This window comes from Delftia sp. WY8, from assembly GCF_018437695.1.
GTDB classification, from domain to species: Bacteria; Pseudomonadota; Gammaproteobacteria; order Burkholderiales; family Burkholderiaceae_C; genus Comamonas; species Comamonas tsuruhatensis.
Genome location: NZ_CP049795.1, coordinates 3,855,249 through 3,875,477 on the forward strand (window position 1 = coordinate 3,855,249; position 20,229 = coordinate 3,875,477).

The window sequence follows — 20,229 nt, forward strand, 5'->3', positions numbered from 1 at the left end:
ACGATGAATCAATTTCCTCATCTACACGAAGCTACGGCTCAAATGCTGGAGGCTTCACTGCCCGAAAAGCTGGAGTTCGTTCGCTCGAACCACCTGTTCGGCTACCCCGCCTACGACCATATTTTGCGAGACCTGCAGGATCTGGTGGCGTTCCCTCGTTCGCTTAAACCTGAGTGTCGCGCTGTCATCGCAGACAGCGACAATGGCAAGACCACGTTGACGCGGCAGTTCATTGCCAACAACCCCATCGTGCTGGATGAGGCCGGTTATCCGATCACCAAGGTGTTGTGGGTCGAGACACCTGCGAGTGCTGATGAACGACGGCTGTACAGCGCGATCCTGAGTGCCTTGAACGTGACGCATCGGCCCGACGCCCCCCCAGCACGGCTGGAAGCGCTTGCGCATGAAGAATTGGCCGTGCAGCGCACTTCTGTACTGGTCCTCGATGAGTTGCACGCCATGCTCAACAGCCCCGCGCGTCAGCAAAAGCAGTTCATGGCCTCGCTCAAGAGGCTCTCTAACATGCGTCAGTTAAGCATCGTGGCGTGCGGGACTGTCGACGTCTCAAGGGCCTTGGCTATCGATACTCAGTTCGTCAGTCGTTTCACTCGATTGGCGTTGCCCCGTTGGCAGGCAGATGAGAGTTTTCTCAAGCTGCTCGCATCTTTTGAGCGACTGATGCCGCTCGCCAGGCCGTCGAATCTGACCGCCCCCAAGATGGCGCTTGAGGTGTTCAAAAGCTGCGATGGCACCATCGGGTCCGTACGAAAGATCACGCTCCAAGCTGTCGAGCGCGTGCTCAAAGATGGTGGCGAGCGGGTGACGTTCGAGATTCTGCAAGGCGCCTGCCAGTCTTTTACAAGGAGCCGCTTGGTCACGGCGCCGCGGCCGAGCTGAACAATCATGCAGCCATATTCCCAAGAGACGCTGGGCTCGTTCTTGGTGCGCTGGGCATGGGCTCGGGGGGAGCAGCCTGCAGTCTTGTCTCATCGACTGGGCCTGGGCTACTTCGTTTGGACCAGGGATCTGGACCGCAGCTTGTCCGAGGAGATGTTGCAAGCCATTGCAGCGGCCAGTGGCTGCAGGCTGGAGCAGGTTCGTTGTATGACCTATTGCAGTCAGCTGGCTGCAGCAGCAGTACCTGTGCACCGCAGCGGCTTTCTGCCTTGGCTGCTGCCTTTAGGGATCTACCATCGGCGCAGGCTTCGTTTTGGGCAGCTGTTCTGCCCTGCTTGCCTAAGGGAAGATATGCCGCGCCATTTGCATATGCACTGGCGCTTAGCTTCATCGTGGATTTGCCTCAGGCACGGCGTCAGTCTCATGGATGCGTGTCCGCACTGTGGCGCCCCGTTCGCTCCATATCGAAACGACTCTCTTGTTTTGGGGCGCTGCGAGTGTTGCGCCTTTGCTTTGTACAGCGCACATCCATCTACCTGTTCTGCGCGGCAGCAGGCGCAGCAAGAGCGTGTCGATGCGTTGTGGAGGCAGGCGTTTCTCGGGCACCCGCTGCCTTTGGCGTTGGCCTATCGGTTGATCACTCAGAGGGCGAAAAAGGCTCCTGATTTTTCAGGCGCAGGAGAACCGTGGAGCTACTGGCGAATCTTTGCTCGCAGCCACCTGCTGGAGAACGCCTTGGCCAGGTTTGACGAGGATATGGAGTGCTACACAAGAGAAGTTGGAGTCCACGAGTGTTACGTTCGTGCTTTGCCGCAGGCACGTACGACGCCAAGGTCGTGCTGGGAAGTGCCGCGTGATCCTCAGCTGCGTGCCCGCAGGATCCTTCAGATTGCATTGCGTTTGTCGGTCAGGCGCTCCACTGCATCGCGTGTGAGGGCACGGCTATGACCCAATCCAAAGCTGATGGGTCGCCGGGACAATATTTCGCACATGCACTGCGTTCAGCGTGCGGCAACTGTGGGCGATCGATGGACAAGGCCCACCGCATCCATCATGGAGTGAAGTACTGCAGCAATTGCTACCCAGCAGTTTTTCCTCCGCGAACCTGCCAGATCTGCGGCGAGACGGCCAGAGCCCACAAGCATGCAACCTCGCCGGTATGTGGGAAATGTGCACGGCAGGACCGCACATGTCTGCGTTGCGGCCGTTTGACTCCCCAAGCCGCTTTGCGGGTCGGAGACCGCGTTGCATGCGCATCATGTGCGCCTTACTACCGCACTTCAAGACCTTGCGATACGTGTGGAACGCCGAGCGCGAGGCTGAGCAGGTCGCGCGGCTTTCCTGAGCGTGGCCAGATGTGTGAGCGTTGTCTGCGCAAAGTTACTCAGGCTACCTGCAGCCACTGTCACAAGCACCGCACTCAGTACTTTATGACGCTCGCTGGTTGCCATCTTTGCAGCAAGTGCTGCGAACTGGATGGTCCCAGTCATGACTGTCCAGATTGCGGCTCGCGCGTGCAGGGAACGGGCTTCTCGCCTTGTTTCAGCTGTTCCATCAAGCGCGGGAATGTGAAACGGCAGCAGTCAGCCCAGCACATGCTAGTGACTCAACAGGCGAAGCAGCTGTACGCGGACTTCACGCAGTGGGGCAATTCATCGCAGCGGGCAAGCAAGTTGGCGGCGCATGCTTCGCGCTACTTGCAGTTCATCACTCGCATAGACATCGCGCTGCAGCAGGCATCCGTCCCGTTGGACCAGGCAGTGTTGCTGGAGACCTTCACAACGCAGGAGCTGCGGCAAATGGGGTTGCTAATGCAGTTTTTGGTGGAACAAGGCGCTTTCCTCCAAGACGCTGCAGCGCGCCGCCAAAACTCGGATGAGGCCTTGGTGCAAAGCAAGCTCAAGGGCGCTACTGGCAAGCCCTGGGCCGCCGATCTCCAAGCCTTTGATACGGCGTTGGCCCAACGGCAAAAGCCGCTGAATGTGCGAAGTCGCAAGTCCTATCTTTCTGCTGCCATTGCCCTGTTGACTGCCGCCAAGGTGGGACGCGCAACGCAACTCAAGCAGGAAGCAGTCGATGCACTCTTACGAAGCAAGCCAGGCCTGCGCGCATCACTGACCCCCTACTTGTCGCACTTGGCGAGCCGGCACGGGATGCGCCTGAAGGTGCCCGGCAAGCGCACGGCACCCAGACAATCTCTGCTGCCGCAAGCGCGGTACGCAAGGCTATTGATGGATGCCATTGCGGGCAAACCTCCTCGCTCAACTGAGTTGTCGTTGACCGCTACGTTACTTGCGCACCTACTGAACGTGCCACTGACGCAAATACTTCAGCTGAGACACCAGGACGTTGACTGGGCGACAGGGTTGCAGATGCGCCTGAAGGATCGCTGGATGGAGGTGCCGCAAGAAGTGGGCGCGTTTGTCCGGGCGCTGCAGTCACCAGAACATTTGGGTGGGTCAGACTTCAACCCTTGGGTGTTCCCGGGCCGACTGATAAGTGACTGCCTCAGCACATCTGCTGTTTCCTACCATCTGAGAAAGTACGAAATCCCGACGAACCGAAAGCAAGCACGCCACTGAACCGAAGATGCCCAAGGCATCTACAGGCTCTGGCGAACTTCAGCAATCAGATGCGCTACGGAATACGTCAACTGTTTCTGAGGCTTGACCGGAGAACTGTATTTATATACAGTATTCCTATGCGCCTCTCACCCACCCCTAACCCGCGACAGAAGCCTGCGTGTGTGGAGCGGAGCAACCCTGGGTTCAGGCCATTGTCCAATCGTGTATGTACACACAAGGCCATAGTTCGCGAAGGCACGCACATCTTTCGCCTCCCATCTTTCACGCATTGCAAGTCGATGCCCATGGTTTTATTGGCTGCAGCTATACGTAACAGCTTTGATACAGTCCTGCCCATCAATTTAACCAGGTGGAGCGTTGACTGCATGGAAACCAAAAAGCTCAGTATCGAGTTGCTTTCGAAGCGCCAAGATGTCCTGCCATTCGTCGCCAAAGTTGTGCAAGCCGCTGAAAGTGACCGCGATGCCTTGGGCTGGTTTCCCTTCAGTGTTTACAACGAGGCTGCAACCGGTGAACGGCTTATCGTTGCAGTTGCTCACCGAGCTGGCCAGGCCTGTTATGCAGGCCACTTGCTGTTTGCTACGCGGTTTCCACGGGGCTACGTGAGTCAGATCCATGTCGATCCGCAATTGCGCCGTCACAACGTTGCAAAAACGATGCTCGACGCGCTCAAGGCACATTTGAGTGCGTTGAACTACATCGCCATTGGTGCTCGAGTCGCTGAAGACCTGCGCTTATCCCAGGAGTTTTGGCAAAGCCAGGACTTCTATGCTTATCGCACCACCCCTGGGGGCAAGACACGGGGTCGCACCTTGGTGCTGCGCAGCCACGAACTACCAACTCGACAGCTCTTTGCAACCAGCGGGCTTAATCACCGAGATCCACTGGGCCTTGCGGCAGAGCCCCCTGCTGCCACCAAGCTTTATCTGCTGGACCTCAATGTGATGTTCGATCTGGGGCCGCGAAGAGCGCGTCACCAAGATGTCGTCGACCTGTTTGCTCTCGAACGTTTGGGCGTGTGCCGTCTTGCGTTGAGCACAGAGTTTGATGTCGAGCTTAAGCGATCTGCGACGAGAGGGAAGACCGACCCCATGCAGGGCCTGGGGCAAGTTTTCCCGAAATTCGCGGCCCCTCCTGACGATGTGATGGCGCAACTCACCAACGAACTCGCTCCTATGATTTTTGCGGAGCGGTTCGCAGCAGATGCCCTGACAAGCAACGACCTGTCTGACCTGCGGCACCTGGGCACCGTGATACATCACAAGCTAGCAGGCTTGGTGACCAGTGACGGCGCCATTTGTGATGCAGCTGCCATGCTGCGCTCACGGTACGGCATCGAAGTGCTCTCCCCATCTGCTTTCCAGGTTCTGGGGGAGATTGATCCTGAGCTTGGAGCCATCACTGCCAGCACACGTGACACACTTGAACTCAAGGAGCTCACCTGCGGCAACGAAATGGCGGTTCGTGAGCTCCTTGGACGCCTGGGGGTCGGTCTGGTGGAGCAGTCCACTGCATGGGCTGCCGATGATGGCAACAGCCGCGCTCGCCATCGTTACATCGTTGCACAAGGCTCTGAAGTCATCGGATATCTGATGTGGCCCAGCGGCCTCAGGGGGGGCACTTGCGATGCCTACTTGGCAGTCGATGAACGCGTTACGTGTGCTCCGGATGCGGCACGCCTGATGCTCGTTCATCTGATGGGAAGGACACAGGAAGACGTTCAACGCGTCCGACTGAACCTCGCACCCCAGCAGGCATCGGTCCGGGAAGTCGCCCTGGAGATCGGTTTCACCGGCACAGACAAGGCGCAGGAGTTGCACAAGGTATCCCTCTACAGCGTGGTCCTCCCCCATAACTGGTCGACACATCGTTCGAAACTTCAAAGTGCGAGCGAAATCGGTCTACCTTTGTCGATGCCGATTTTCCGGGATGCCGACCAATACATCGAGCTGACCCGCCCCGACGGCCAACGCACACAGCTCACAGCTTTTGCCTTGGAAACCTTGCTGTCGCCAGCGCTGATATGCATGCCTGGCAGACCGGGTGTGCTCGTGCCCATCCAGCGGGACTATGCAGAGCACTTACTGGGTCATCTCGATCAGATGCAGCTGCTCCCGCGTGCCAAAGCCTTGCTTTACCAGCAACGCCACTATCTGAGTTCTCCGAGAACCTTGAAGTCTTTCCAGCGTGGCAGCCTGATGTTCTTCTACGAGTCCACGCGCAACAAAGGGCTCAAAGCCGTGGTGGCCATGGCAAGGGTGACAAATGCCTACTTGAGTGCCCAGGGGCTGGTCGACAAAGGGGACCTGGACCGGTCCGCGCTTGAGGCCATCGATCTCGCAGCCATCGGAAAGTCCGAGATCAAGACCGTCGTGGCCTTCAGCAACCTGCAGAACCTGCCGAAGCCTGTGCCTCTGGAGAGCCTTAAAAGGTTCGGTTGTGGCGAGCCCACCCAGCTGCTGACCAGCCGAATGCTCACATCCGAGCAGATCGAAAATATTCTTCTTGAAGGATTTCCAAATGAACGCCGCGCACCACTTCTTGATCTCTCTTGAAGAAAGGCATGCGAGCAGGATTCTTCAAGGCACCAAGACCGTCGAGCTTCGTCGTCGTCCCATGCATGTCGCCCTTGGATCGACGGTCTGGATCTACGTAAAGATGCCGGTGGGCAGCATCGTCGGGTGCGCCACGGTCACAGGCCTGCACACACTCGCCCCCAGTACTCTATGGAGGCGATTCGGTACTGTATCCGGCCTCAAGCGCCAGGAGTTCTTTGAGTATTTTTCGGGCCTGCCAAAAGCCTTTGCACTGGGGCTGAGCGAACCGACACAACTCGCATCTCCCATCCCGCTGAGCAAGCTACGCGATATGGCGGGTGGCTTTCATCCACCGCAGTTCTTCGCCAATGTCGCCAGCGATGGGCCTTTGCTGCACGTGATGAGCCAGGCTCTTCACGGCAGACCTCACAAGTCGCCCAACCTGCAGCGAGAGCTGGAACTGGCGTGAGGCGTTCTCGGAAAACGCCGGGACCGAGATTAGGCTCTACGGCGATCTGCCGCAGCAGCCATCTCTGCCAGGAACGGCCCTTCATGTTGGGCAGGTTGAGCGATGAGAAAGGCGTTGCGATCTTGGCCGACGATCCACGCAGGAGGCTTGCCCCGTCCTGTCCATGTGGCGCCAGTAGTTGGATTTTGGTACTTGGCCACGCCTTGCTTTTTGCTTTTGGCGGGCAGCAACGGAAAGACTTGTTGAGAGGTGAGGCCAAACTCGGTGACGAGCTCTTGTACGCGACGAAGTGCGGCTGTGGCTTCAGTTTTCTTTGCCTTGGCGATTTCTGCATCCAGAGCAGCTTTCGCGGCCAGTAGTTCGGTCAAATTCATAGTCATACCTTGGTCCATGGGCGTTCGCCATCACGTGTGGCGCCAACAATTATCGGGCTTACTTGGAACTGACTGAGCCTCGCCGCCAGTAAAGATCAGGTCGGTGGGGATGGTGAACGGCAAAGAGCATCCGTCCCTGCTGCCGTCAGATTCATTGCCCACGGGTATCCAGGGCCGTGGCGATCTGCAACTCCCTCGTAGCGTCGATAGTCAAACGCAGTGCACGGCGCACAGGGTCCACTTCAGCTACGGGGGAGCGCGACTGTGCTGCTATCGCACCGAGGCAGTGGTTGATGACGGATGTCGGGGCACCGAGTTGCTCGCGCTCGTACCGCGACAAACAAGAACGATCTACGCCAAGGAGCTTCGCGAATTCGGCTTGGGTGCGCTGTCCTCGTGCCTGTCTGATCAGTTCACTTTGTCGTGTAGGGATCGTTTGAATACTCATCGATGTGCTATTGATACACCATATGTGCAACAATAGCACAATTTGATAGTAGCCTCACCTACAATCAAAATTGGAAACAACATGGCAAGAGCAGACCAAATCAAAGCGCTTTTCAGAGCCTACGCAGGCAACGAAGACGCACAGTTCATCTCCGTGGCACTTCAAGTCGCTGCGGATGAAGCTCGCCGTGGTCACTCAAAACTTGCAGGGGAGCTGCGAGAGCTCATTGAAAAGGCGCGAGCACCTGCTGCCCCCCGTGCGCGCGCACGGACATTGCCTCTTGTACAGCCTCGCGGCGAACTGGCTGAGCTGCTGACAGCGCAGTACCCCCAGCACCCTTTGAAGCACATGGTCCTGTCCAGGGAGGTGGAGCAGAAGCTGCAACGCGTGCTCCTGGAGCAGCGTCAGCATGAGCGCCTCAGTGAACATGGATTGACGGCTCGCCGCAAGCTCTTGTTGGTAGGGCCTCCCGGCACAGGCAAAACGATGACGGCTGCCGTGCTCGCTACTGAGCTGAAGCTGCCGCTTTTCACCGCGCGGTTTGACAGCCTCATCACCAAGTTCATGGGGGAAAGCGCCTCTAAGCTTCGCTTGGTCTTCGAAGCTCTCAAGATCACCCGCGGTGTGTACTTTTTTGACGAGTTCGACTCGCTGGGCATGCAGCGGGGGGGGCAGCATGACGTTGCAGAGATGCGCCGCACGCTGAACATGTTCTTGCAGCTGATCGAGCAGGACACCTCGGACAGCATCATCGTGGCGGCAACGAACCACGGAGCTTCGCTTGATACTGCGCTCTTTCGCCGCTTCGATGATGTGATTCGATATGCCACCCCAGACGAAGCGCAAGTCGATGAACTGCTGCGCAATCGTTTGACGATGATGGCTCCTGCAGACTTGAACTGGTCAAATCTGGTCCCCCGTGCAGTGGGGCTTTCCCACTCCGAGATCACCAAGGCTTGTGAGGACGCCATCAAGGACGCCATCCTTGAAGAACGATCGAGCATTTCAGAAAAAAGCGTTCTCACCCACCTGCAGGAGCGAGCTGCAAGCCAGCTGCACAACTGATCGGCCGGCCGGCCGTCCGGCCGGCCGGTCTGGTACATTGAGGTAACAAAATGAATCGTTGCCCTCACCATGCCAGATCTCGATCATTTGTCAGTTACGGGGTTCACTACCGACCGAAGCTTCCAGTCGACTCACTCGTTTCCCAAGCCATCTGAGCTTCAGCGGGACCGGGAGCAGCATGGCAGCGCATTGCTGCGTCAACTCGCGAAACTACGGTTAGACGCTGAAGCTCTTTCCTTAGAGCGTGCAAAGCGCGGGCTGACTACGTCCACTGGAATGATCATTGCGATCGAGTTTTCGGCTCAGGCGAAATTTGATGTCAAAGCCCTCGAGTGGCGCAAAGACGAAATAGAGGTTTTAACTGTTGCCCAGTCCGGTGGCGGAGCCCAAGTCGTTGCGCTTTATGTTCCGGAAGGCAAGCTGAGTGCGCTTGAGACTCGGGTAAGGAAGTACCTGAGCGGCCCTATGACAAAGCATGGGAAGCCTCCCCATACACAGCTCGTCAATGCAATAGAGAAAATTCGTGGAGCGGCCTTTGCAGAGTTGTGGACAGAGGAAGCGGCACCACCAGCGCCTGAGAAAGCAACTTGGCTGCAAATCTGGTTGCGCAACGGTGCCCGGACCGCGAGCGCAACAGCAAAGGCATTCCAAGCAGCTGCCGTGCAGTTCGGTATTCAGGTCGAAACGAGTTACCTCAGCTTCCCAGGTCGCGTTGTAGTTGCAGCATGGACGACTCGCAAAGCATTGGAGGGCGCACTCAGACTGTTGGATCTGATCGCCGAGATACGGTACGTTCAACCACACGCAGAGTTCTTTCTTTCAGATCTTGCGCCTCGTGAGCAGGCCCCTTGGGTGCAAGAGCTGCTGCAACGATGCACATTCGCCGAGCCAGGCACAAGCCCCTATGTCACCTTGCTCGACACAGGTGTGAACCGAGCCCATCCTCTGCTGGAGAAGGCTGTAGCCCATGAGGACGTGATGGCGGTGGATTCGGAGTGGGGTCCAGGTACGGATGTAGATGGACATGGAACCGAGATGGCAGGCGTCATCTGTCACGGCGACCTGGTGGCACCTTTGGCGCATGCTCAGAAGCTCGAGGTGCCTCATCGAATGGAGTCGGTGAAAATCTTCCCGCCTGCAGGAGCTAATCCACCACATCTGTACGGCTGGATCATGGCAAAAGCAGTGGACAAGGTCGAACAGAAGAATCCGGCACGCTCACGCATTTTTGTGACCATGACTACAGCGATCGGTCCTGGAGCAGGGATGCCTACGGAATGGTCAGCGTGCGTAGATCAATTGGCTTTTGGCTTGAACGGCCTTGACCCTTACATCAAGGGCATCAGCTGGGGCACGGACTTTGCGCTCAAACAGCGGCTGTTTGTGATGTCCGCAGGAAACGTGCCCTGGCAGGGTTGGACTCAGTACCCCGATATCAACCACTCTACTTCCATCGAGGACCCTGGCCAGTCCTGGAATGGCCTCACCGTAGGTGCCTGCACTGACCTGACCTATTTGGACATTCATCGCTGGCCGACGTATGCCCTCATCGCACAGGGTGGTGCTCTCTCCCCGGCATCGACTACATCGCGCTTGTGGCGAAATTCATGGCCCTTGAAGCCAGACGTTGTAGCGGAAGGGGGAAATGCGACGATTGATGACACCAATGTTCCTGCAGTGGGGCCTAGCAGCTTACGAATATTGACGACATCCCACAGAATGCACCAGGGGCCTTTTGCCGAAACAGGGGATACTAGTGCAGCGGCCGCAGAAGTGGCAAGAATTTGCGCCCACATAAGAGCTAGGTATCCAAACTATTGGGAAGAAACTGTTCGTGCCTTGGTAATACACGGCGCACGCTTCACTCCCCAAATGCTGGCTCAGCTGCCGAGAGGCGCGAAAAAAAGGGACATGAGGGAACTCTTGCGCACCTATGGCTTCGGCAAAGTCTCTCTGCAAAATTCCTTGGCTTCGGCCGAAGACGCTCCTACTCTCATCGTTCAGGACACAATCGTTCCGTATCAGCTTGAAAAGAGCAAGGTCAAACTCAAAGAGCTGAAATTGCACAAATTACCTTGGCCAGCCGATGAGCTAGAGGCCTTAGGTGAAGTTGCTGTGGAAATGAGGGTAACTCTATCCTTCTTTGTAGAGCCGAATCCCAGCCGCAGAGGGTGGCAGAGCAAATTCCGATATCAGTCTCATGGGCTTCGATTTGCTGTCAAAGGCGCCAGCGAAGATGAGGTGCGCTTCAATCAACGAATCAACAAGCTTGATCGCCTTGAAGATTTTGACGAAGACGAAAGCCTGTCGGACCCCGATAAGAACGAGTGGCAAATCGGGGCAGTGCTACGCGCTAGAGGCTCTGTGCATAGCGATGTCTGGAGGGGGACTGCGGCACAGCTGCGTGAGAAGTCGCACATCGCAGTGTTCCCCATAGGCGGCTGGTGGAAGGACTGGCCAGGAGCCGAACGCGCCGGCAAGTCTACTAGGTATTCGTTGGTCGTTTCACTGCGCCCCATCCAGGAGGTTGACGTGCCAATAGATCTCTACACGCCGATCGCCACGGAAATCGCAATCGTCAACGCTGTTGACATTACTACTTAGGCAGTTCAGAAGAACGTTATGCACTAGCTGTACTTGGCTGTCGGTGCCAAGCACTAGTCTTGCGTGCAGTCTGTCGTGCACTTCCCCAGCCCAGCATGTCCTCCGTTTCAGATCCCCAATTCTCCCAACTGCCCCTGAATGACACCTTGTACCGTTTAGTCGGTGCCGCCAAGATACTCCCCAAAAACGATGAAATGGAGACGCCACGTGTGCAGCTGTGGTTTGCGGAGATTGATAACCGGGTTCCTGAACGTCTTGCCTATGCCAGAAGGGCCAGCGGAGCTTGTAGTCTGTTGTCGGTAATTGAGGCAGCAGGTTCTTTGCCAACATTCCCCTTGGGCTCATTTTGGCACGATAAGACCATGCAACATGGGTTGATCATGGGCGATCAAATCAAGATTGAAAACCTACGTATTCCCCCACAGAGTTGGATACTTGTTCCTCCAAAAGACTACATCCGTACCCACGGGAATTACGGTATGCAAGAATTTCCCCTGGGCGGCGAAGACATTGCTGGGCAACTCCACGACTTTAGGGATGCACCCTATTATCGATGCTATAGCGACACGGGGCTGGAGCTCATTATTCCAGCGTACGAGGTATTCAGGAGATTTTACGGCGTATGTTCCTTTCTTGCAAATGCATTACTTTCCAATCATTGGAGCAAAGAGTTGCGGAATTTGATTGTAGAAAGTGAAACGGGGTTCACGCCGGAGGGCGATGCCTATAGGATCCTAACCAAGCATAAATTATCTTCCCTTAGCTGCCGTGCCATTGCACATTTCGAGACTTCTGAATATGCCAGCATGCAGGCGCAGGGCATATTTTTGGGCATACAAAACTCCCGGAGGGCGGGAATACCCCATCCGTGGATTCAAGCTCATCCGCACTGGACTGCAGACAAGGAAAAAGACGATATGACACTGTCATTCCTCGGTCAACAGCTTTCAAGCGGCGCAATTCTAGTGATGTGGATTTATAACTCTGAATTTCCGCCTCCTCCCGTGCCTCTCGTTCGTGTTCTGGCCAACCAAAAAATACCGATAAATTTGCAGCAATCTTCACAAGCATTTTCTGGGCCTGAAGGACAACCCAAAGGCTTAAACAGAGACCCTGTGGTTATCCATCCGCCAGCAGATACCAGGCTGGGAAATTATGTATCTCACCTGGCGATCAACGAGATGTGGTCTGATTTGCCTGACATGAGGATTGAGTATAAAAAGGTTATTTTTACAGATCAGGCCCTAAAATCTGACGAAAAATCAAACAAACGCAAAAAAAACCATGGTACCGGGCATAAATCCTCGTCGGGAAGTCTCAGCAGCGCTTCCCTTAGCGCCCACGCACAAAGCGGGATAAAGAACAGATTCAGCGCTCTGGCCGCCTGTTTCATGCAGCTTGAGAAAGAAAAAGTCATTAAACAGAGATTGGACTATGGATTAATAAATCCTGTCGCTGTTGGGAGTGCGGTATATTGCATGCTCCCTACTCAACTTGGAACGACAGATATTCCCTGGGCCATTGTGGGTAGAGGAGACGATGCCAGAGGACGGCTGTGCTGGGTGAGTGAAATTGAGCTGCCTGATGGCTCATTACAGTATTTCTTTGAACTTGAAGTTCTGGATGAAGAAGCCTTCTATGCTCTGATAGTCAAGCCAATTGAAAACGATGCGAGGCTTCCAGAAGAAACCCTGGTCGAAATCCTGAAGCTTGCCGTTTCGACAAAGGGTCGTTGGAATAATGGGGACTGGCGAAATCTGGAAAATTCAATAATAAGGGGGCTTATTAAACACAAGTTCGAAAATGGTGTGCTTAGTGCTGACTACGTCAGACGAAAACTACTGTGAATTCCGCATTATCTCTACAGGCTTAATAACCGCTCCGTAAGTTCTTCCGCTGTGACAGCAGTCAAACCAGTCGTTCCATCCACAAGGAATACGGATCTATTGAAGGGACGAAAGAGCCAGGATCTATCGTCGATCGCAAGCCAGGGGAACACCATACGATCGTTGTTCCGAAGCCAAGCATTGCACTCGGCCTCACGTTCATAGGCAAGAAGTGAATTTGGAACGTCATGCAGTTCCGCAAAGCGAGGTGTCACATCAAGAACGCGTGAAGCAACATCATCGGAAAAAAGTGAGCGCAGGCTCTCAAGCGAGCGTTGAAGGCGCCATGTACTTGTGATGACCACGTCCCAATCCGTGCAACGTCGCAGCACGTTCTCGAACACAGGCAAGCAGCACAAGTGCTTTGACTCGTGGCAGAACTCGGGATGGATCACTCCATCAAAGTCCAAGAATATTGTGTTCACGCTGCAATTGTAGTGTTGGCGGGTGCCCAAAGGCTTACACCCATCATCGTCATGGTCTAGTCGAGCTTTAACGAACCAAGGAGTTAACCAGTTATGCAGAGTTACCCGCAACGCGTTCGAGATAATATCCTTCCCTTATCTGTGGGTTCAACCCTTCCCGAAGCATTTGAAGAATGGTTATTCACCGATGAAGTAATTGATCATGACCATAAAGATGAGATCTGTGAACTGTGCGAGCAAGACGGCCTTCGCTATCATTTCCGCATAAAGAATCAGCTAACGCATCACCATTTATGGGTCGGATCACATTGTATCTTGCGATTCAATGTCTCTGTTTTCGAACAAGGACGCAGGCTTTCACCAGAGGAAGCCAAACGTAGACTGAATCGTCTCGAAGAACAAATGCGCATGGAATCTTGTATCAATGCACTGGAGAGGGTGGCTGCGACTGAGAACAACGACATTCTAAAAAATGCACTTACCTATCTCAGGAAGAATAAAAATCTAACGCCGAAATATGCATTCGTCGTTTTGTGGCGTCTCAAGATTAATCAAATAGATCATAATCCCGGATTTTTTAAAGTTACTCTAAGGACCGCGAAGCAAAGAACGGATTTGCTATCAATGGACAAGAGTAGGGTGCATTTAATATGGCCGGCATTGACGTCCACCCAGCGCGACATCGCCATCCGCTTAGGACATACACCTCCCGGGTTGTGATGATAGAAATGTGAGCTTTACCGCCTAGCTCGCTCAACGGTGAGGCAGCAACCCGATTTCTGAGTGCGCGCGGACTAGGGCCGGCGAGGCGCCTTGCGCAGCAGCAGAGCGGCTTGTGCAATGACGCGAGGTGCACAGTTGACGTTGATTTTTGGAAGTTCTGTGGGTCAATGCGTTTGACGATGACCCTGTTTCAATGGTTGCCGACTAACGCTGCATCACATTTCTGAAGCATATTTCTAAGCGCCATGCGCGTCTGCGGATCAGACAGTCCTGTCTTGCCATCACACGCAACCAAGCGATCCAGGATAGCGGGGGGCCAGTCCTCGATGTCGTCGTCCAAGGCCAGCCATTGCCTGGGCTTTCTGCGCGTCACGTCCTCCAGGATCTGCTGGCCACGCGAAGTGTCCCGAAAGCTCGCCAGAAGCGATGGATCCGCTCCGTGGACACGTTTGTGAAAAGTGCCACCGATGAAGCGGGCACGCAACTCCTTCGGCAACAACTGCAGCGTCTTGGCATAGCCGGGGCGTATGCACCATGTACTGCTGAGCACAATGGCTACTTGGGGGTACGGGGCGAGCTCTTCTTGCAAAAGGGGAAGCCACTCAAACAAGGAGTGCTCAGAGGCTTGGTATGGGCTCATGTAGATGCCACGTCTGGGATGCCAAAGCACAGCTTCATGGTGAACCACGCCGTCAAGATCAAGATACAAAACCACGTCAGCGCTTCGAGGCGAAGACGCAGGGATGTAGGGGGTCGAGCTGCCTGCGGACATGCTTGTCATGTCGGCATTTTCACGCCATGCGATGTGATCCTGGTCGGTGACCATGGGGGGCAAGGGGCATCCGCCTACGGCGTGCCACTGCCTGCACCACAACACTGATGCCAGTAGCCCACACGCCAGCGGTCCTTGCGACAACCCGACCATTCTGGAGCTTCGAACTGCCGCGAATATGCCGGCAGAGGTCCTGCCAGAACTCAATCTTGACCGGATACTGCCCCTTGGCCACCCGTGCATCGGTCAGGTCCTGCACTTCCCGCAGGTGCACCACATCACTCATGGCAGTGGTAGCGACGATGAGGCGGACGATTGGGGCGTTCGCCTTGTCGGCTTCTGAGACCTCGTGCTCTACGTGCTTGAACTTCAGGGCACCGTCTGCGTACTTCTTGCATTGAACGCCTAGCCGGCCTTCTGGTGCATCGACGAACACATCGATGCCGCCTTGTTTCTGACCCCGGCGCCCGTTCGTCTGCGGCAATGGGTCATTGAAGACAGTCACGTAGATGCGGGCACACATGTCTTCGAAGGCCCCATCTTCGGTGGGCTTCGAAATCTCGAACTGCACGTTGTGCATCTTCCTCCCCGCGGGTGTGAAAACGGATCCAGCCAGGCCCGAGCAGCCAAGGCTGGTGGGAATCATACGTGCGCAAGTCGCCTGTAGCCCCCGAGTTGTTCGAGTCTGCCAACGGCGACACTCCTTGAGTGTGAGACGGTTTGGCAGACTTCCTTGATGCATTCTTTGGTAGGCGTCCGCTCTTGGCTGGTTCCGGTCGTTCACTGACGATGCTTCGAGTGGCTGCTGCTTTCGATAGCGGGAGGTGACTTCCGGCACCATGTCAGGAACCTTCCTTGCCTGCCTGACAATTCAAGCTCCTAACACTCGAACCGTGTCGCCATGACGTTAACGATCCCACCAATCAACGCTGCGGATGTGCAATTTGAAGAGCTCTGGAGGAGTTGCGCGAGTGCAGGCCTGCGCATCGGTCGTGGAACCACCCGCGATGTCTACGAAATTCCGGAGCATCCCGACAAGGTCCTCAAGGTTTGCGTCGTGCCGTCCAATCAGACTAACTGGATCGAGTCGGTGATCTACCATGCTGCTGGGGACTATCAACAGTCTTTCGCCGCGGTCCACAGCATCAGCTGGTCGGGCAGGTTTTTGGTGATGGAGCGCCTTACTACGGGTGTGGTGACAGCCGCGGAGTTGAATGCCATGCGCTCAAGCTTTCCTCCGTTCGTCAACGACAGGAAACCGGAGAACTATGGGAAGGACGTGAACGGAAAGATCAAGATGTTGGACTACGGCATGTTGGATCTGGACACTGCGTCATCAAGTATATTTGTGTGAAGCTGACGGATATACGATTAGCTGCAGTTCGTATAAAAGCATTGCTGCTAAGCAATAAGATTTCTCGATTGGCGTGTCAGGGAGAGCAATACATGATCAACTTTGGTTCGCTGGCGAAGGCTGCAGGGGGCGATGTCCCAGCAACGCTCGAAGAGCTGTTCAAGCAGTTGGACCGAAAGGCGACACATACGGGGCTGCGGACAGCCCAGCTCGCTGCGCTGGCCGCACTGGACCAGCAGATCGAGCATAAAGATGTCATCATGAAGCTGAGCACTGGGTCCGGCAAAACGGTGCTAGGGCTGCTCTATGCAGAGATGATGCGGCGCAAGTACAAGGGCGAGCCCGTGGTTTATCTGTGCCCGACCAATCAATTAGCCGACCAAGTCGTCGAGACCGGCAGGCTCATCGGTGTAAAGGTCAGTACGTTCCCAAGCAAGGGACTGCCCTATGAAGCGTTGAGTGGCGATGCAGTCCTCGCCTGCACCTACGACCGACTTTTCAACGCGAACTCGGTTTTCGAGAACAAATCGATCCGGCCTTCAGCCATAGTCATGGACGATGTTCACGCTGGCGCCGAACGGATTCGAAAAGCTTACACCGTCCAAGTTCCTGCGGCTGTCTTTCCTGCGCTACGGGCTTTGCTGGAGCCTTTGTGCAATGCCACTGATGCCGCCACGTGGGCGGGCATCGTCAGAGGCGATGCCGGTTCGACGTATGAAGTACCGTACTGGGTGTGGTCACAGGTCTGCGGCGCTGTCGCAAGATTGATGGCGGACTTGATCGACCAGCCGCCGCTGCTGTTCACTTGGAGCAACATCGCCCGTTATCTGGAGCTAACGCGATGCTGCATTTCTGGTGTGGCGGCGGAGATTGCGCTGCAGATACCTCCGGTGGAGGAGGTGGCGGCATATGCCGGGGCCAAGCACCGGTTGTTCATGTCGGCCAGCATCAAGGACAGCTCCGGGATGATCGCCGCGCTAGGGTGCTCGCCTGAGGCCTACCAACACCTGATCGAGCCCAAGGAGGACGAGGGCGCGGGTGAGCGCATGATTCTACCCACGTCCCTCATAAATTCGGAAAGTGAAAAGCGTGAGATCGCAGCCGCGTGTGCGGTATTGGCCACGAAGACCAACGTCGTCGTACTGACGACATCGGCATCCCAGGCAGCGGTGTGGACGGCGGCGGGCGCGGTTTTTTCGCAAGGCTCTGACTTCGACGGCATGCTCGAAAAGTTGCGGACCACGACTGGCAACTATGTCGTATTCGCTCAGCGGTTCGACGGAGTCGACCTGCCCGACGATGCTTGTCGCGTCCTCGTAATCGACGGCGTGCCGGGTGGAGACCGCATCATCGACCGAATCGATGCGTACCGACAGAAGGACAGCCCTGAATACGAGGTGCGCACGGTTAACAAGTTCGAGCAGGCGCTGGGTAGAGCGGTCCGCTCAAGCGCCGACTTTGCCACTGTGTTGCTGGTAGGTGCGGACATCGCGGCGTTCATCGGCCGCAAGAACGTCGCGGGCCTGCTTGAAGAGCGCACCCGACGACAAGTGGAGCTTGGGCAGGAGCTGGCTCGTCTTCCGGATCATGCGGGCAAGTCGATAGGCGTAGTCATCCAGGACCTTGCGCAAGCATTGCTGGATCGCAACGAGGGCTGGCGGCACGCGCACAAGACGCGCGTCGCTGTGACCGACAAACAAGTGCGCGATACGGCACTGACACCCTATGAGGCCGGCGCGCTCGCTATGCGAGAGGCCTGGAACATGGCGAAGGCCAAGAACTCGCAAGGTGCGGTGGCGCGCCTTAGGGACGCTGCCGGCGACAATCTTTTGCATCCGATCCAGAAGGCAGAACTGCTGTACTGGCTTGCGTCGTATCAAAACCAGTTCGATCCCGGTCAGGCGGTGGAGGTTTACAAAGCTGTCTTCGGCTTGAACACCAAGTTCCCTAGGCCGCAGCAGACGCCCGACAAGCGATTCGCAAGAATGACTGATCAGGCTGTGGCCTTGTGCGGGGTGTTTGGCGTCTTCGGATCTCCGAATGCTGCCCTGGCACGCGTCGACGAGGTTAAGGCAAAGCTGGCCTTCGCAAACGAGGCGGAGATGGTGGAGCGCGGCCTGCATGAACTAGGCGAATTGCTGGGCGCCGCCAGCAGCCGGCCCGAGAAGGAGACCGGGCGAGGTCCGGACGTGCTTTGGTTGTTTGATGACTGCGGGACCTGTATCGAGGCGAAGAGCGAGAAAACGGCGCCGATTCACAAGACCGATGCCGCCCAATTGCTCCTGAGCGGCACATGGTGCGATGAGCAAATAGTGGCCGGCACGCCGAAGCCGGTCCTTGTCTTTGCGACCAACGTAACGGCCGCAGATCGCCCCGAGGACATCGCGTTTGGCCCCAGACTGATGCCTGAAGCTGTGCTCATGGACCTTGTCGATCGGCTTCGCAAGGTGCTGATGAGCCTCACCTACGACGGGCCCTTGTTCACTGACCCGGGGACCGTTGCCGCCAAGCTGCGCGAGCAAGGTATCACCGGCGCGGCGATCGTTGCTCGACTCGCTGTTATGAAGAGCTGACGCCACCTCTAAGGGTAGGCCCGGCGAAGAGATTGTTCGACCTGCAAACCTTGGGTCCTCTCCGAGCCGAGGCCATGACGGCATCTGGGCGTTTTCGACACGGGCTCAAATGGCCGCCGATGGCGGGATCGTCGTCCATACCGGACACTCAGGTTGTACCTCTGACTGACAGCAATCGGCCAGAAGCGGAATTCCGACCGGCCGACGCCAGCGTCGGCTTTAGGTTGTGGTTGCCGACCTTTGCCAGCGGCTGCTTTCCAGCGGATCAGTCTCGGGGCGGGAGCTCACGGCGCTTCCTACCGCGCCGCCAACTACCTTGAGAGCTCGGGTGTAGTTCTAGGCTGTTGGCGCATCCGCATACCCTAGGACTTCCTGCACAGCTCGAATGCCGCAGTAGTCGGGGAAGCCGGGGCAATGCAGCCTTTGGCTTGGCTGATCGACATGAAGAGCTACATGTGGTTGTCGCGCTCAGAGCGCTTTCTGGTGACTGGCTATCGTTACAGCGCCTTAACTTCGCGGTCTGACCGTGGGTCTTTGTAGCCCGGCGCCAAGCGTGCGTTGCTTGCGCCGTACAGGACGAGAGGGTCACGCAGGCCCAGTGCGTACTCCATACCTCGCAGCTGATGATCTAAAGAACAGTCCACGGACCAGCGACGCAGCATGTAGCCTGCGTTGGCCGCACGGACACGAACCCGAAGCACACCATCTTCGGCGAAGGGGTAGTCCATGAGGACAACCTCAGGCCGCGTGTGCTGAGGGTGCGGCACAAGCTCCAGCTCAATGATGCGGCTCCACTGCAGGTCGAACTCAGCAGTCTCCTCGCGTTGTACGAGGCTGTCCTCTAGAACCATCGGTTCCTCCATCCGGGTCAGCACGAAGTCGCGGAACTGCAGATTCCTGCGGTCAAAGGCTCGCACGTGCCAGCGGAGACCGCTGTCTACAAGGGCTACAGGGACGAGCTCACGCTCGGTGCGGCCACTGTCGATGGACGTGTAGCGAAGTCTGACAGCCTTGCCGCGATGGATCGCGCGGGTGATTGGCGCCAGCACCGACGTCTTCGGCAGGCTCAACGCAGACGGTACTTCACATCGCAGCATCGGGTGTACCTCGTCACCCAACAGCTCACCTAGACCTTCACCGTAGCCCTGGGTAAGGGCGGTCAAGACGCGGTGTGCACTGTGCTCGAACACAGGTTCAAAAGCGTGAGTGGGTCGGTAGACTTTGTCAGAGTTGTCCAGCTCTAGGTTTTCCGGCGCCAGCTCTCGATACAGAGCGATATCGCGGGTGGCTCCAGCAGGACCCGTCCCGAAGCGGTCGACGACGTCAGCCCGTCGCAGCTCTCCAAGGAAGTACAGCTTGAAGTCAATGTGGGACAGCCGTTCGCGCTGTGTTTTCGTAAGGCTCGCCAGTGCTTGCGAGCGCTTCTCTGCACGTTTCATGTAACGCATCATATCTGTCGGCGCAGCATGTGACTGTAAAAAATGGCATCTATGCTAATCAAAATGATTGGATATACT

General features: G+C 56.3%; 17 protein-coding genes. 11 read left to right on the plus strand and 6 right to left on the minus strand.

From position 1 onward, the window contains the following. Window positions 1–3 precede the first annotated feature (3 nt). The 5 genes from G4D77_RS17780 (at window position 4) to G4D77_RS17800 (ending at window position 6,488) form a co-directional block, all read left to right on the plus strand. On the plus strand, window positions 4–897 hold the full coding sequence (locus G4D77_RS17780; protein WP_223275228.1) for a TniB family NTP-binding protein: 894 nt from the start codon (window positions 4–6) through the stop codon (window positions 895–897). Between the two features lie 6 nt (window positions 898–903). Beyond that, a complete protein-coding gene (locus tag G4D77_RS31085) occupies window positions 904–1,845 on the plus strand; it encodes a TniQ family protein (protein ID WP_213757705.1) in 942 nt (313 codons plus the stop codon). A gap of 647 nt (window positions 1,846–2,492) precedes the next feature. After that, complete coding sequence (locus tag G4D77_RS17790; RefSeq protein WP_213757706.1) at window positions 2,493–3,479, plus strand: hypothetical protein; 987 nt, start codon at window positions 2,493–2,495, stop codon at window positions 3,477–3,479. Between the two features lie 368 nt (window positions 3,480–3,847). Continuing rightward, window positions 3,848–6,037 (plus strand): GNAT family N-acetyltransferase, encoded by a 2,190-nt coding sequence (locus G4D77_RS17795; RefSeq protein WP_047219911.1) that lies wholly within the window; start codon window positions 3,848–3,850, stop codon window positions 6,035–6,037. Then, window positions 6,003–6,488: an ASCH domain-containing protein gene (locus G4D77_RS17800; protein WP_026062362.1), complete on the plus strand. Its 486-nt coding sequence runs from the start codon at window positions 6,003–6,005 to the stop codon at window positions 6,486–6,488. The genes G4D77_RS17795 and G4D77_RS17800 overlap by 35 nt, the downstream gene beginning before the upstream one ends. Window positions 6,489–6,517: 29 nt before the next feature. Here the strand turns inward: G4D77_RS17800 and G4D77_RS17805 are convergent, their stop codons facing one another. Together G4D77_RS17805 and G4D77_RS31050 are read right to left on the minus strand one after the other, a co-directional pair. After that, a complete protein-coding gene (locus G4D77_RS17805; RefSeq protein ID WP_082138195.1) occupies window positions 6,518–6,868 on the minus strand; it encodes an H-NS histone family protein in 351 nt (116 codons plus the stop codon). 145 nt (window positions 6,869–7,013) lie between these two features. Beyond that, window positions 7,014–7,310, minus strand: coding sequence for a helix-turn-helix domain-containing protein (locus G4D77_RS31050; protein ID WP_349773705.1), 297 nt, complete (start codon window positions 7,308–7,310; stop codon window positions 7,014–7,016). A gap of 81 nt (window positions 7,311–7,391) precedes the next feature. Between G4D77_RS31050 and G4D77_RS17810 the strand changes: the two genes are divergently transcribed. The 3 genes from G4D77_RS17810 (at window position 7,392) to G4D77_RS17820 (ending at window position 12,826) form a co-directional block, all read left to right on the plus strand. Next, the gene (locus tag G4D77_RS17810; protein ID WP_213757707.1) at window positions 7,392–8,375 is read left to right on the plus strand and encodes an AAA family ATPase; all 984 of its coding nucleotides are present in this window, start codon (window positions 7,392–7,394) and stop codon (window positions 8,373–8,375) included. Between the two features lie 69 nt (window positions 8,376–8,444). Further along, on the plus strand, window positions 8,445–10,979 hold the full coding sequence (locus G4D77_RS17815) for a S8 family peptidase (RefSeq protein WP_213757708.1): 2,535 nt from the start codon (window positions 8,445–8,447) through the stop codon (window positions 10,977–10,979). Between the two features lie 95 nt (window positions 10,980–11,074). Next, window positions 11,075–12,826, plus strand: coding sequence for a hypothetical protein (locus tag G4D77_RS17820; RefSeq protein ID WP_213757709.1), 1,752 nt, complete (start codon window positions 11,075–11,077; stop codon window positions 12,824–12,826). A gap of 14 nt (window positions 12,827–12,840) precedes the next feature. On the opposite strand, the gene G4D77_RS17825 is transcribed toward G4D77_RS17820, so the two are convergent. Next, complete coding sequence (locus G4D77_RS17825; protein WP_213757710.1) at window positions 12,841–13,290, minus strand: HAD domain-containing protein; 450 nt, start codon at window positions 13,288–13,290, stop codon at window positions 12,841–12,843. Window positions 13,291–13,383: 93 nt separating this feature from the next. Between G4D77_RS17825 and G4D77_RS17830 the strand changes: the two genes are divergently transcribed. Further along, complete coding sequence (locus G4D77_RS17830; protein ID WP_213757711.1) at window positions 13,384–14,010, plus strand: hypothetical protein; 627 nt, start codon at window positions 13,384–13,386, stop codon at window positions 14,008–14,010. Between the two features lie 193 nt (window positions 14,011–14,203). Here the strand turns inward: G4D77_RS17830 and G4D77_RS17835 are convergent, their stop codons facing one another. Both G4D77_RS17835 and G4D77_RS17840 read right to left on the minus strand, forming a co-directional pair. After that, window positions 14,204–14,839, minus strand: a complete 636-nt coding sequence (locus G4D77_RS17835) for an HAD domain-containing protein (protein WP_349773706.1) — start codon at window positions 14,837–14,839, stop codon at window positions 14,204–14,206. Then, a complete protein-coding gene (locus G4D77_RS17840) occupies window positions 14,805–15,365 on the minus strand; it encodes a hypothetical protein (protein WP_213757712.1) in 561 nt (186 codons plus the stop codon). Before G4D77_RS17840 ends, G4D77_RS17835 begins: the two co-directional genes overlap by 35 nt. Before the next feature lie 321 nt (window positions 15,366–15,686). Between G4D77_RS17840 and G4D77_RS17845 the strand changes: the two genes are divergently transcribed. After that, window positions 15,687–16,139, plus strand: coding sequence for a hypothetical protein (locus tag G4D77_RS17845; protein WP_047219803.1), 453 nt, complete (start codon window positions 15,687–15,689; stop codon window positions 16,137–16,139). A 92-nt stretch (window positions 16,140–16,231) separates the two neighbouring features. Continuing rightward, window positions 16,232–18,712, plus strand: a complete 2,481-nt coding sequence (locus G4D77_RS17850; protein ID WP_156180110.1) for a DEAD/DEAH box helicase — start codon at window positions 16,232–16,234, stop codon at window positions 18,710–18,712. Between the two features lie 497 nt (window positions 18,713–19,209). Here G4D77_RS17850 and G4D77_RS17855 read toward each other — a convergent pair whose 3' ends face one another. Continuing rightward, window positions 19,210–20,151, minus strand: coding sequence for a WYL domain-containing protein (locus tag G4D77_RS17855; protein WP_241150464.1), 942 nt, complete (start codon window positions 20,149–20,151; stop codon window positions 19,210–19,212). Window positions 20,152–20,229: the final 78 nt, after the last annotated feature.